The following is a 13,521-nucleotide window of genomic DNA, read 5'->3' on the forward strand; positions in this document are numbered from 1 at the left end:
TGTCCCTTTGGCTTCCACCACACCTGTATAGGCTGGGTTCTCTGGTTGAACAGGGGCTTCGCCAACATGGCCTTCTTCTTGTGTCCCCTTAGCCGTTACAACTGGAGAAGGGCTGGGTTGAGGGGTTGGTTGGGCATCTTCTTTTGTCCCAACAGCAAGAATTTGTGAAACTGGTTCTTTAGTGACCTTGCTTTCAACGACTCTACGAACTTCTTGTCCATCTACCACACTCACTTCTGTCAATAGGGTCCGCTCCCCATTTTGACCAGCAGTCAGCACCTTGGTTTGCCCTTTAGGTAATGTAGGATCAGCTTGTTTGACAGTTTCAAATGGCACAGGCTCAGTAGAGACTTCCAGGCTTGGTTTTTCAACTTGAGGAAAGGCTGGAGCGACTTCTGGGGTTACACGCGCTTGTGCTTCCACTTGTGGAATCCCTGTACTTGTTTTGATCGTTCCTTCTACAGAAGGTTTCGTTTCCTGCATAGCCTTTGGCTCTTGTAAGCTCGTCTTTTGGACTGACGGGTAGCGCAGATAGCCAACATAGTCATAGCCGTCAATTTGAATCACACCATTTGCAAGATCTTTGCTCGATGCGATCGCAAGATCCTGATTATAGGCGCGCAAAACTTGATTTTGTAGGGCTGCGACTTCAACTGGAAGTAGAAGACTTTGTCCCATGGCTCCAATCAAAAGGACGCCCATGACCTTCTTCCGGTGCTTTTTAGAGAGTAAGAGGACCGCAAAGGAAGCAGTGGCTAGACTTAGCCCAAAAAGGGCGACTTCCTGATTTCCTGTTTGAGGAAGAACCGACTGAATTGCTTCCTTCTTCTTATAGACGAGATAGAAAGTATCTTCATTTTGATACTCTTCAGGGATTGCATGAATCACCTGTGCTTTTTCTTCAGCGGTCAGCTCTTCTTCTGTCACATATCCTAAGTGCACATGATCAGGTAGGGTCACCTGATCTGCTTGGACAGGACGAGCTCCTAACAAGCTTCCTCCTAATAAAAAGGCTCCAATGGCTACCGGACCAACACCGACAGATAATTTTCGAATCGAATATTTGGTCATTTTTTCAAACGTTTGTTTCGCTTTTTTCATCCTAAAATTCCTATATAGTAATATTTAACCCTCGAGCAGGGACCTGATTATTATTAGAGAGGCTGGGATCCTTTCCAGAAATAAGAACCTTCCCGGGATTTTTTACCTTTACCTATCTTATCTTTTTTCTTCTATTTTAGCAAGCTCTAAAACTCAAAAATATAAACGGTTTTCTTTATAGGAAGAAAGCAACACAAAAAAACGCCTCGAAAGGCGTTTGTATTATAGATCTATTTATAAGGATTGGTACAAATCATTGTATCGTTGACTAGCCGTATCCCATGAGAAGTCACGCGTCATAGCTTGCTCTTGGAGACCATACCAAGCCTGTTTGTCATTGTAGTAGACAGCCAAGGCTTCATCAACTGCCCAGTTAAACCAATAGCCAGACAAATTATTGAAACTAAAGCCTGTTCCACTTCCATCAATAGCATTAAACGGTTGGACCGTATCTCGAAGTCCGCCGACTTCATGCACCAGAGGAAGGGTTCCATAACGCATGGCCATCATTTGAGAAAGGCCACATGGTTCAAAGCGGCTTGGCATCAAGAAGACATCCGACGCTGCATAGATTTCTTGAGCCAATTGGACATCAAATGTGATATTCGCTGAAAGTTTATCTGGGTAGGCTTGACCAAACCAAGCAAAGGCATTTTCAAATCCAGGATCTCCTGTACCGAGCAAGACAATCTGAATATCCTTTTGCAAGAGTTGATGCAACTCTTCTACCACAACGTCAAAGCCTTTTTGGCGTGTCAAACGAGAGACGATCCCAAACAAAGGTACATCATCGCGGACGGGTAGACCGACACGTTCTTGAAGAGCTCGTTTACTAGCTGCTTTACCTGAAAGATCTGAGAGACTGAAGTGATGAGTCAAGAGTGGATCCGTTTCAGGATTATACAGATCCGCATCAATCCCGTTAACAATACCGGTCACCTTGCCAGACTCCATCCGAAGGATCTGATCCAAGCCACAACCATATTCAGCAGTCATAATCTCTTGCGCATAGCTAGGAGAAACGGTTGTTACACGGTCAGCATATAGAATACCAGCTTTCATCCAGTTCAGGCAATCATTCCACCGAAGCGTTCCATCTGCATAGCGTTCAAATCCCACTCCGAATAGATCCCATAACATTCCTGGGTCAAACTGACCTTGGAATTCCAAATTATGGATGGTCAATACTGTCTTAATCCCATGATAAGCTTGAATCCAACGGTATTTCTCCTTCAGCAAGAAAGGAATCATCGCCGTATGGTAATCATGGGCATGAAGAACATCTGGAATGAAGTCAACCCGTTCCATCGTTTCTAAGGCCGCAAGCTGGAAGAAGGCAAAGCGTTCGCCATCATCAAAGTCACCATACACATGGCCTCTAAAGAAATAGTGTTGGTTATCAATAAAGTAAAAGGTGACGCCATCGCGCACAATGCGTTTCACACCCACATATTGACTTCTCCAGCCAACTTTGGTCTCAAAATGCAAGACATCTTCGATTTGATCCCCAAATTTTGCCTCTACCATATCATAGTATGGGAGGATCACGCGCACATCATGACCACTTTTAGCTAAGGATTTAGGAAGAGCGCCAATGACGTCTCCCAACCCCCCTGTTTTAGAAAACGGTGCTCCTTCAGCTGCAACAAATAAAAGTTTCATTAGACAATATCCTCTGTAACAATCGTTCCTTTTTTAACCACGACAGGTGCTTCTTCTGTCCCACGAATCGTCACACCAGCAGCCACTTCAACACCCTTATCCAGAATGGCATGTTCGACGATTGCATTTTCATGAATGACAACACCAGGGAAGAGAAGGCTACTGCGGACCTCTGAACCTTGATGAAGGTGTACCCGACGTGAAACAATGGAACGTTCAACGGTTCCTTCTACAATACTACCCGAAGCAAATTGAGACGTTTTAATATGTGATGTCTTGGAATAATACGTTGGTTCTTCATTCTTCACTTTCGTATACACCTTTTGGTTTGGTGAAAAGAGCTTCATGAATTTTTGGTTTTCCAACATATCCAAGTTTGCCTGGTAGTAGGATTCCACTGAATGAATATTGGCAAGGTAGCCTGTATATTCAAAGGCAAAAGCATTGTATTCCACTGCCAAATCACGCAAGATATAGCGCAATTTTTGTGGGTATTCTTTCTTGGCTTCTTCTTCAATTTTTTCAATCAACCAAGGAGTGTCCACAATAAAGACATCTGTTGACATGTTGTAGACTTCGTCAGGATCCTTGCCATCAAAAAGTCTTTGCTCTGTAACATGGTCTGTTTCATCAATTTTCAAGACAGCATTGACTTCAGAGATATTTTGAAGATGCAACTTTTTGTAAACAACTGTAATCGGACGGTCAACGCTATTATGCAAGTGGAAAACTTGATTGAGGTCAATATTCATCAAAACATCACAGTTTAAAGCAACTGTTTGGTTGGAACCAGACCGTTTCAAATAGGTCAATAATTGTTGGTAGTATTCTGGCCCTACCGTTGTATTTTCAACTGGAGTATTATAGATTCCGAGGTAATAGTGGCTCAATAAAGTAGACAAGCCCCACTCACGACCTGAACGAATATGGTCAAAGACCGAACTAATATTTTCTTGTTGGAAAATCCCAAAAACACTACGAATACCAGCATTCGCAAGACTAGACAACGGGAAGTCAATCAAGCGGTATTTCCCATCAAACGGTAGGGAGGCTACCGGACGATGGCTGGTCAAAGTGGACATATCATGATACCCAACTGTATTTCCTAAAATGGCTGAATATTTATCAATCTTCATCTGTTGCTACCCCCACTTTTTCATTGTAACCGACAACTTGTACTTCCTCTGTTCCATCAATCACGACACCTTCTGCAATGATTGCACCTTCTCCGATAATCGCGCGTTTCACGACAGCTCCTTTACCGATAATGGCATTGCTCATCACGACAGCATCTTCAACAACTGCTCCTTCACGAACTTGAGCTTCTGTTGATAAGATGGAGTGTTTGACTGTACCGTCTACCGAACAACCGTCGACGACAAGAGAATCTTCGATGTGACCATGTTCTCCAAAGAAGTTTGGTGGTGAAATAAGGTTGCGTGAATAGATTTTCCAGTGACGATCGCGACTATCCAAGGCATTATTTGGATCGATATATTCCATATTGGCTTCCCAAAGAGACTCAATCGTACCAACGTCTTTCCAATAACCATTGAATTCATAAGCATAAACACTTTCGCCTGATTCTAGATACGTTGGAATGACATTTTTACCGAAGTCTGACATATCGATATCACTCTTTTCAGCAGCAACCAACATATTGCGCAGACGAGCCCAGTCAAAGATGTAAATCCCCATGGAAGCCTTAGTTGATTTTGGTTCAGCTGGTTTTTCTTCAAATTCGACAATCCGATTATTGGCATCTGTATTCATGATTCCAAAACGGCTTGCTTCCTTCAAAGGTACATCTAGGACTGCAACGGTCAAACTTGCGTTATTATCCTTGTGCGCTTGAAGCATGTCATCGTAATCCATCTTGTAAATGTGGTCCCCAGATAGAATCAAGACATATTCCGGATTGATGCTATCGATATAGTCGATGTTTTGAAGAATCGCATGGCTAGTTCCTTCAAACCAACGATTTCCTTCACTAGCTGAATAAGGTTGGAGAATAGACACACCCGTATTGATTCCATCCAAGCCCCAGCTGGAACCATTCCCAATATGGCTGTTAAGGGCAAGTGGTTGATACTGTGTAATCACACCAACATTGTGAATTCCTGAGTTGGCACAGTTTGAGAGAGCAAAATCGATAATCCGATAGCGCCCACCAAATTGAACCGCAGGTTTCGCGATGTTTTTGGTTAATTTTCCAAGACGTGTTCCTTGCCCTCCGGCAAGAATTAAAGCGAGCATTTCATTCTTCATTGACTACTTCCTCTTTTTAAAGCTTGGACTCCCTTAGAGTCAACCGATCGTCATTTTTTATCTGATGTTTTAGATTTCGTTTTGCGAACCTTCCGTTTCACCTTCCAAATGCTAGCCCCTAAAGCCGGCAAAGTAAAGGTCAAAGTTTGTTCATAATCCTTCCACAGTCCATCTTGAGACTGAACTGTCGGATTGTGCTCTCTCCAGACACCTCCCCATTCTTCTAATTCTGTATTCCAAATTTCTTCATAGACCGCTGATACAGGCACACCAATCGTAAAGTCCTTGCGTTCTACTGGTGACATATTGAAGACGCAAACCAAAAGATCGCCTTTACGATTTTTCCGGATCATAGACAAGACGCTCTGATCCCGGTTATCTGCATCAATAATCTCTAAGCCATCAAAGCTATCATCAATCTCCCACAATTCCTTGTGTTCTTTGTAGAAATGATTGAGCTGAGAAGTGAAACGACGCATCTTAGCATTCATTTCATCCTCTAAATTGCCCCATTCCAGTTGCTCTTCTGACTTCCATTCCAAAAATTGACCAAATTCTGAACCCATAAAGAGTAATTTCTTACCTGGATGGCAAATCTGATAGGTCAAGAGGTTACGGAGTCCAGCAAATTGATTGTACCGATCTCCCCACATCTTATGCATCAAACTCTTCTTACCATGCACCACTTCATCGTGTGAAAATGGTAGTAAGAAGTTTTCAGAAAATGCATACATGAAACTAAAGGTTACCAGGTTAAAGTCAAATTTCCGGTAGATGGGATCTTCTTCGTAGAATCGAAGGATATCATTCATCCAACCCATATTCCATTTATAGTCAAAGCCAAGTCCACCTTCTTCTTCAGGACCCGTGATCTTTTGACCAGCAGAACTTTCTTCTGCAATCATCATGACATCTGGATGTTCGTTCTTGATAATCGCATTCAACCGTCTAAGGAAATGAACGCCTTCGTAGTTGAGGTTTCCACCATCAATATTTGGTGTCCATGGACCGCTATCGTAGTCAAGATAGAGCATATTGCTCACAGCATCGACCCGAATCCCATCTAAATGATAGGTATCAATCCAAAACTTCAAACTAGAAATCAAGAATGACTGGACTTGATTCTTCCCTAAATCGAAGTTCAAGGCTCCCCATCCGTAGTTATGGGCACGATGTTCATCCTGGTATTCAAAGGTTGGTGTTCCATCATAATAAGCCAAGGCATCATCATTGATAATGAAATGTCCTGGTACCCAATCCACGATCACTCCGATATTGTTGAGGTGGCATTCTTCCACGAAGTCTTGAAACTCTTCTGGGCTACCATAAGTCTGCTCGAGTGCAAAATATCCCATGAGCTGATAGCCCCAACTCAAGCCCAATGGATGGGCCATCACTGGCATAAATTCCACGTGGGTGTAGTTCATCTCCACCAAATATGGAATCAATTCTTCTTTTAGTTGTTTGAAGGTATAGGAACTGTGATCCTCATTACGTTTCCACGATCCTGCGTGAACCTCATAAATATTAACAGGTCGTTCCTTAAAACCAAATTTTTTACGGCGTGCTCTCCAAAGACCGTCTTTCCAGTTCTTTTCCGGAATGGTCTTAATGATAGACCCTGTATTGGGTCGTTTTTCCATCCATAACGCTAGAGGATCAATTTTTTGAACCTGATGACCATTATTTCGTGTCACCAAATATTTGTATATATCTCCCTCTTTTGCATCTGAACAGAAAACTTCCCAGACGCCTCCTTCATTACGAACCATTGGAATTTTCCGTGCTTCCCAATCAGTAAAGTCACCAATCAGATCGACCGCCTGGGCATTGGGAGCCCAAACACGGAAGGCATACCCTTCTTGTTCTCCCCTTGTTTCCTTGTGAGCACCTAAATACTCTTGAAGCTGGAAATTATCCCCTCTTCCAAATGTCCATAAGTCTGTGCTTCTATCCATATACTCACCTCTTTTATTTTTTGAAAGCGTTTTCTAATTGTTTTTATTTTACTATAAAATCAATTAATTTTCAAGTTGATTCCAGGAAAATCATGTAAATTTATCAGGAAAAGTTCTTTCATTTTCTTTTCCGAACCTTTTACTGCATTCCTTCGCTTTCCTCCTGCCCTTACTTACGATTATACTACATATCTAAGGAAATTTAAACAAAAAACCGAACATTTTAGTCAATGTTTTTATTACTAACTAGTTTATTACGAATAAAATGAACATTTTTATAAAAAAAGTAAAAAAACAAAAAAAATACTAAGACAGATATGTCTTAGTATTTGATTCATTCTTAGTCTACGTTCACGTATTCTTTAGAAAGTTCAAGCACTTCTTCCATGGTTGAACATTCAGTCAGAGCACGGTTAGCGTATTCTTGCATTTTAGCTGTATCCAATTTCTTCATCAAGCTACGTGTACGAAGAACAGATGTCGCTGACATGGAGAACTCATCCAAGCCCATTCCGACAAGGAGTGGAACAGCTGTTTGGTCACCGGCCATTTCACCACACATACCAGCCCATTTACCTTCTGCGTGAGCTGCCTTGATCACATTATTGATCAAACGAAGGATTGATGGGTTATATGGTTGGTAAAGGTATGAAACTTGTTCGTTCATACGGTCAGCAGCCATTGTGTATTGGATCAAGTCGTTTGTACCAATTGAGAAGAAATCAACTTCTTTAGCAAATTGATCAGCTAGCATTGCAGCAGCTGGGATTTCAATCATGATCCCTACTTGGATATCGTCTGCAACGGCAACACCTTCAGCAAGCAATTTAGCTTTTTCTTCTTCAAGAATACCTTTAGCCATACGGAACTCCGTCAACAAAGCAACCATTGGGAACATGATCCGCAATTTACCGTGAACAGATGCACGAAGCAAGGCACGCAATTGTGTACGGAACATTTGATTACCAGTTTCAGAGATAGAAATACGCAAAGCACGGTAACCCAAGAATGGGTTCATTTCTTTAGGAAGATCGAAGTAAGGGAGTTCTTTATCCCCACCGATATCCATTGTACGAACGACAACAGGTTTACCGTTCATACCTTCAAGAACTGCTTTGTAAGCTTCATATTGGTCATCTTCAGTTGGGAAGTCTTGAGAATCCATATACAAGAATTCTGTACGATAGAGACCAACAGCTTCTGCACCATTATCATTTACACCTTCAACATCTTTAGGTGTACCGATGTTAGCAGCCAATTCGAAATGTTTTCCATCAGCAGTAACTGTTTGAGCATCTTTAAGGAGAGCCCATTCAGCTTTTTGTTTAGCGTAAGCTTCACCAGCCGCTTTGAAGGTTGCGATTTGTTCCTCAGTTGGGTTGATCACTACTTCACCAGTAATACCTGAAACAGCCAAAACATCACCATCTTTGACAAGTTCTGTGATGTTATTTGTTCCAAGAACGGCTGCGATTTCAAGTGTACGCGCCATGATAGCTGAGTGACTTGTACGTCCACCAATGTTAGTAACAAAGGCTTTTACGTACTTTTTGTTCAACTGAGCTGTATCAGATGGTGTCAAGTCATGCGCTACCACGATTGCTTCTTCATTGATAGAAGCAGGGTTTGGCAATTTCTTACCAAGCAAGTTGGCAAGGACACGTTTGGTAACATCGCGAATGTCTGCTGCACGTTCTTGCATGTAAGGATTGTCTTCCATTCCTTCAAAGATTGCAATGAACATGTCAGTGACTTCTTTCAAGCCAGCCTCTGCATTGATTTTTTTCGTACGAATCGTTTCTTTGATCTGACCAATCATTTCAGGGTCAGCGAGAACCATCATATGCGCATCAAAAACTTGCGCTGCTTCTTCACCAAGGCTTGCTACTGCATTCTCCCGAATAAGAGAAAGCTCGTTTTGTGAAGCTTCAAGAGCTGCATCCAAACGAGCTTCTTCTGCACTTGTATCTTCGACTGAAACAGTCTCAAATGATAAGTCTGGTTGAATGAGCAAATATGCCTTAGCAACGGCAACACCGTCAGATGCTGCAATTCCTTTTAGCATTTTTGTCATATTTTTAAGCCAATCCTTCTTTAGTCATTGTTTCTGAGATAGCTGCGATCGCATCATCAGCGTCAGCACCTTCAGCAGAAATTACAACGTCAGCACCTTGACCAACACCAAGGCTCATAACACCCATGATTGATTTCAAGTTAACTGATTTACCTTTGTATTCAAGAGTGATGTCTGATGCAAATTTGCTAGCAGTTTGAACCAACAAAGTTGCTGGACGTGCGTGGATACCTGTTTCTGCCACGATGTGGAAATCTTTAGAAGCCATAATTGGACTCTCCTTTTAAAAAATAGTTTTTAAGTTACCTTTTGATAACCCTTACAATTTGGTATTATATCATCTTTTGAAATTTTTTTCAAGATTTTTATCACTGACTTACAGAAAAAGACTGCGAAAAATCCCAATTTAGATACATTCTAAGAAGCTACTGAAGAATGGAGAACAAATCTTTTCAATTTTCTACTATATTATAAGTAACATTTTCCTCCGCTTTCAAATAAAAAGAAGCAAGTGTACCACAGGATATTGATTCACCAAAAAATTATAACTAATTAAAGATGCTTTAAAGCCTATTCCTATCCCATTTCTTGGAATTTTTCAATTTCCGTTCACCACAATATATTGTGTTTTAAAAACCCCATTTCATATCTTTGCACAATATTTAGTTTTATTTTGTTGACAAGTTGCTGGATTTTGTTTATACTGTTTACAGATTTATATTTCGATAGGAGAACGAAAAAGAAATGGTAACCATTTATTCAAAAAATAATTGTGTTCAGTGCAAAATGACCAAACGATTCCTCGATAGCAATCACGTGGAATACCGCGAAATTAACTTAGATGAACAGCCAGAATTTGTAGAGCATGTTAAGAACCTTGGCTTCAATGCTGCTCCAGTTATTCAAACACCGGATGAAGTATTTTCTGGTTTTCAACCAGCTAAGTTGAAGAAACTTTCTTAATAAACACAGTATTTTGCTTAAATAGGGTCTAGCGTTAGCAACCTAACACTAGACTTTTTACTTGTAAAGAGAGGACTTCTCCTCTTCATTTTTTTGAACTAGAAAAGGATTATTATGGGATTAAAATCTCTTGAAGATGTGACGTATTTTCGTCTTAACAATGAAATCAACCGTCCAGTAAACGGCCAAATCATGCTTCATAAAGATAAAGAAGCTTTAGATGCTTTCTTTAAAGAAAATGTTGTACCAAATACTAAAGCCTTTGACTCGATTACAGACAAGATTCAGTACCTTCTCGAGCACAATTACATTGAGAGAGCTTTTATCGAGAAATATCGTCCTGAATTTTTAGAGGAATTGGCCCAATTTATCAAAGACCAAAACTTCCAATTCAAGTCCTTCATGGCGGCTTATAAATTCTATAACCAATACGCTCTGAAAACAAACGATGGAGAATATTATCTTGAAAGTATGGAAGACCGCGTCTTCTTTAATGCTCTTTATTTTGCGGATGGAAATGAAGCTATCGCACTAGACATTGCAAACGAAATCATCCACCAACGTTACCAACCAGCTACTCCTTCATTCTTAAATGCTGGACGTGCCCGCCGCGGCGAATTGGTTTCTTGTTTCTTGATCCAAGTAACTGATGACATGAATGCGATTGGACGCTCTATTAACTCTGCCCTTCAACTTTCTCGTATCGGTGGTGGGGTTGGGATCTCCCTCAGCAATCTTCGCGAAGCTGGAGCACCGATCAAGGGCTATGAAGGAGCCGCTTCTGGGGTCGTTCCAGTTATGAAACTCTTCGAAGATAGCTTCTCTTACTCGAACCAATTGGGACAACGCCAAGGGGCTGGGGTGGTTTACCTCAATGTCTTCCACCCAGATATCATCGCCTTCCTTTCAACTAAGAAAGAAAACGCCGATGAAAAAGTTCGGGTTAAGACTCTTTCACTTGGCGTCGTCGTACCAGACAAGTTCTACGAGTTGGCTCGTAAGAATGAAGAAATGTATCTCTTCAGCCCATACTCTGTAGAGCGTGAATACGGAGTGCCATTCAACTACATCGATATCACTGAAAAATACGATGAGTTGGTTGCTAATCCAAACATCCGCAAGACAAAAATCAAGGCCCGTGATTTGGAAACTGAAATTTCAAAATTGCAACAAGAATCTGGCTACCCATATGTAGTTAACATCGATACTGCTAACCGGGCAAATCCAGTTGATGGGAAAATCATCATGAGTAACTTGTGTTCAGAGATCCTCCAGGTTCAAGAGCCAAGCTTGATCAACGATGCCCAAGAATTTGTCCAAATGGGAACAGACGTCTCCTGTAACCTTGGTTCCACCAACGTGGTTAACATGATGACTTCACCTGATTTTGGACGTTCTATTCGTGCCATGGTCCGTGCTTTGACCTTCGTCACTGATAGTTCTCATATCGTCGCTGTTCCTACTATCGACCACGGAAATAGCCTTGCGCATACCTTTGGTCTTGGAGCCATGGGACTTCATAGCTACCTTGCGCAACAATTGATTGAATATGGATCACTTGAATCTGTTGAGTTTACGAGCATCTACTTCATGCTCATGAACTACTGGACTCTCGTAGAATCAAACAATATCGCACGTGAACGAGGCATTACCTTCCACAACTTTGAAAAATCAGACTATGCCAACGGTAGCTACTTTGATAAGTACACGACTGGAGAATTTGTACCAAAATCTGATCGCGTCAAAGAACTCTTTAAAGATATTTTCATCCCTAGTGCAGAAGACTGGGCAGAATTGCGTGCGAAGGTTCAAGCAGATGGTCTTTACCACCAAAATCGCTTGGCTGTTGCACCAAATGGTTCTATCAGCTACATCAATGACGTCTCTGCTTCTATCCACCCAATCACACAACGGATTGAAGAACGCCAAGAGAAGAAAATCGGGAAGATCTACTACCCTGCAGCTGGATTGTCAACAGATACCATTCCATACTACACTTCTGCCTACGACATGGATATGCGCAAAGTCATCGATGTCTATGCTGCCGCAACTGAGCACGTAGACCAAGGTCTTTCACTGACCCTCTTTATGCGCAGTGACATTCCAAAAGGTCTTTACGAATGGAAAACTGAAAACAAACAAACCACTCGTGACTTATCTATCCTTCGTAACTACGCCTTTAACAAGGGTATCAAGTCTATCTACTATGTCCGTACCTTTACAGATGATGGTGGAGAAGTTGGTGCCAACCAATGTGAAAGCTGTGTCATCTAAGACACTCAGATCCATTGCTACCAAAAAGTCGGTTCGCCGACTTTTTGTGCGGTATTCTAACAATTGTGTTAAAATAATAATGATTGTATGATCGAATGAATTAGAAAAAGAAAGAGATTTCAAATGGAAACTTACTACAAAGCCATTAACTGGAATGCCATCGAGGATGTCATCGATAAATCTACTTGGGAAAAACTAACCGAACAATTTTGGTTGGATACACGTATTCCTTTGTCAAACGACTTGGATGACTGGAGAAAGTTGTCTAATAAAGAAAAAGACCTAGTTGGTAAAGTCTTTGGTGGATTGACGCTCTTGGATACCATGCAGTCTGAAACGGGTGTGCAAGCTCTTCGTGCAGATATTCGTACGCCTCATGAAGAAGCCGTCTTTAACAACATCCAATTTATGGAATCTGTCCACGCTAAGTCTTACTCTTCTATCTTTTCGACCTTGAATACCAAGTCAGAAATCGAAGAGATTTTCGAATGGACCAATACCAATCCTTTCCTTCAAAAGAAGGCAGAAATCATCAATGAAATCTACCTCAATGGTACTCCTCTAGAAAAGAAAGTAGCCAGCGTCTTTCTTGAAACCTTCCTCTTCTACTCTGGTTTCTTCACACCGCTCTATTATCTTGGAAACAACAAGTTGGCCAACGTGGCTGAGATCATCAAGTTGATCATTCGGGACGAATCAGTTCACGGAACCTATATCGGCTATAAATTCCAACTCGGATTTAACGAATTACCAGAAGACGAACAAGAAAAACTCAAAGAATGGATGTATGACTTACTCTACACCCTCTATGAAAACGAAGAAGGCTACACAGAGAGCCTCTATGACGGTGTTGGCTGGACAGAGGAAGTCAAGACTTTCCTTCGTTACAACGCTAATAAAGCCCTCATGAACTTGGGACAAGATCCGCTCTTCCCTGACTCAGCAGATGATGTTAACCCAATCGTCATGAACGGGATCTCAACCGGAACATCCAATCACGACTTCTTCTCTCAAGTCGGAAATGGTTACCTTCTCGGTGAAGTAGAAGCCATGCAGGATGACGATTACAATTACGGACTATAGAACAAAAACCTTTCCAGACGGAAAGGTTTTTTTGTTGCAATTTTTTCTGATTGGATCCGCTTCTTATTTTGAAAAAAGAGGCTGGGACAAAAGTCCTAGCCTCTCAATTGTCTTTGGATTGTCGAGCAAGACGCAGTG

The 13,521-nt window shown here is 41.5% G+C and carries 10 protein-coding genes; 3 read left to right on the forward strand and 7 right to left on the reverse strand.

Annotated features, from left to right (window positions below; genetic code table 11):
• From ADI76_RS05740 to ADI76_RS05770, 7 genes are all read right to left on the reverse strand, one after another.
• A partial coding sequence (locus ADI76_RS05740; protein WP_049515085.1) for a G5 domain-containing protein occupies positions 1 to 1,101 on the reverse strand: 1,101 nt, incomplete at its 3' end.
• 234 nt (positions 1,102 to 1,335) lie between these two features.
• The gene (gene glgA / locus ADI76_RS05745) at positions 1,336 to 2,763 is read right to left on the reverse strand and encodes a glycogen synthase GlgA (RefSeq protein ID WP_049515086.1); all 1,428 of its coding nucleotides are present in this window, start codon (positions 2,761 to 2,763) and stop codon (positions 1,336 to 1,338) included.
• A complete protein-coding gene (glgD, locus tag ADI76_RS05750; protein ID WP_049515087.1) occupies positions 2,763 to 3,899 on the reverse strand; it encodes a glucose-1-phosphate adenylyltransferase subunit GlgD in 1,137 nt (378 codons plus the stop codon). The genes glgA and glgD overlap by 1 nt, the downstream gene beginning before the upstream one ends.
• Positions 3,889 to 5,031: a glucose-1-phosphate adenylyltransferase gene (locus tag ADI76_RS05755; protein ID WP_003002477.1), complete on the reverse strand. Its 1,143-nt coding sequence runs from the start codon at positions 5,029 to 5,031 to the stop codon at positions 3,889 to 3,891. The genes glgD and ADI76_RS05755 overlap by 11 nt, the downstream gene beginning before the upstream one ends.
• A gap of 50 nt (positions 5,032 to 5,081) precedes the next feature.
• Positions 5,082 to 6,989, reverse strand: coding sequence for a 1,4-alpha-glucan branching protein GlgB (gene glgB / locus ADI76_RS05760; protein ID WP_049515088.1), 1,908 nt, complete (start codon positions 6,987 to 6,989; stop codon positions 5,082 to 5,084).
• A 340-nt stretch (positions 6,990 to 7,329) separates the two neighbouring features.
• Positions 7,330 to 9,063 (reverse strand): phosphoenolpyruvate--protein phosphotransferase, encoded by a 1,734-nt coding sequence (gene ptsP / locus ADI76_RS05765; protein ID WP_049515089.1) that lies wholly within the window; start codon positions 9,061 to 9,063, stop codon positions 7,330 to 7,332.
• A gap of 4 nt (positions 9,064 to 9,067) precedes the next feature.
• Complete coding sequence (locus ADI76_RS05770; protein ID WP_003006411.1) at positions 9,068 to 9,331, reverse strand: phosphocarrier protein HPr; 264 nt, start codon at positions 9,329 to 9,331, stop codon at positions 9,068 to 9,070.
• A 476-nt stretch (positions 9,332 to 9,807) separates the two neighbouring features.
• Between ADI76_RS05770 and nrdH the strand changes: the two genes are divergently transcribed.
• The 3 genes from nrdH (at position 9,808) to nrdF (ending at position 13,383) form a co-directional block, all read left to right on the forward strand.
• Positions 9,808 to 10,026: a glutaredoxin-like protein NrdH gene (gene nrdH, locus ADI76_RS05775; protein ID WP_003006408.1), complete on the forward strand. Its 219-nt coding sequence runs from the start codon at positions 9,808 to 9,810 to the stop codon at positions 10,024 to 10,026.
• 114 nt (positions 10,027 to 10,140) lie between these two features.
• Positions 10,141 to 12,300 (forward strand): class 1b ribonucleoside-diphosphate reductase subunit alpha, encoded by a 2,160-nt coding sequence (gene nrdE / locus ADI76_RS05780; protein ID WP_049515090.1) that lies wholly within the window; start codon positions 10,141 to 10,143, stop codon positions 12,298 to 12,300.
• Positions 12,301 to 12,423: 123 nt separating this feature from the next.
• Positions 12,424 to 13,383 (forward strand): class 1b ribonucleoside-diphosphate reductase subunit beta, encoded by a 960-nt coding sequence (nrdF, locus tag ADI76_RS05785; RefSeq protein WP_037608336.1) that lies wholly within the window; start codon positions 12,424 to 12,426, stop codon positions 13,381 to 13,383.
• Positions 13,384 to 13,521 lie beyond the last annotated feature (138 nt).

This window comes from Streptococcus parasanguinis (genome assembly GCF_001074805.1).
GTDB lineage: Bacteria > Bacillota > Bacilli > Lactobacillales > Streptococcaceae > Streptococcus > Streptococcus parasanguinis_A.

Coding starts and splice junctions, on each gene's coding strand:
- ptsP (WP_049515089.1), bottom strand. CDS start 9,063: ATGACAAAAATGCTAAAAGGAATTGCAGCATCTGACGGTGTTGCCGTT.
- glgD (WP_049515087.1), bottom strand. CDS start 3,899: ATGAAGATTGATAAATATTCAGCCATTTTAGGAAATACAGTTGGGTAT.
- glgB (WP_049515088.1), bottom strand. CDS start 6,989: ATGGATAGAAGCACAGACTTATGGACATTTGGAAGAGGGGATAATTTC.
- nrdE (WP_049515090.1), top strand. CDS start 10,141: ATGGGATTAAAATCTCTTGAAGATGTGACGTATTTTCGTCTTAACAAT.
- nrdF (WP_037608336.1), top strand. CDS start 12,424: ATGGAAACTTACTACAAAGCCATTAACTGGAATGCCATCGAGGATGTC.
- ADI76_RS05755 (WP_003002477.1), bottom strand. CDS start 5,031: ATGAAGAATGAAATGCTCGCTTTAATTCTTGCCGGAGGGCAAGGAACA.
- glgA (WP_049515086.1), bottom strand. CDS start 2,763: ATGAAACTTTTATTTGTTGCAGCTGAAGGAGCACCGTTTTCTAAAACA.
- ADI76_RS05770 (WP_003006411.1), bottom strand. CDS start 9,331: ATGGCTTCTAAAGATTTCCACATCGTGGCAGAAACAGGTATCCACGCA.
- nrdH (WP_003006408.1), top strand. CDS start 9,808: ATGGTAACCATTTATTCAAAAAATAATTGTGTTCAGTGCAAAATGACC.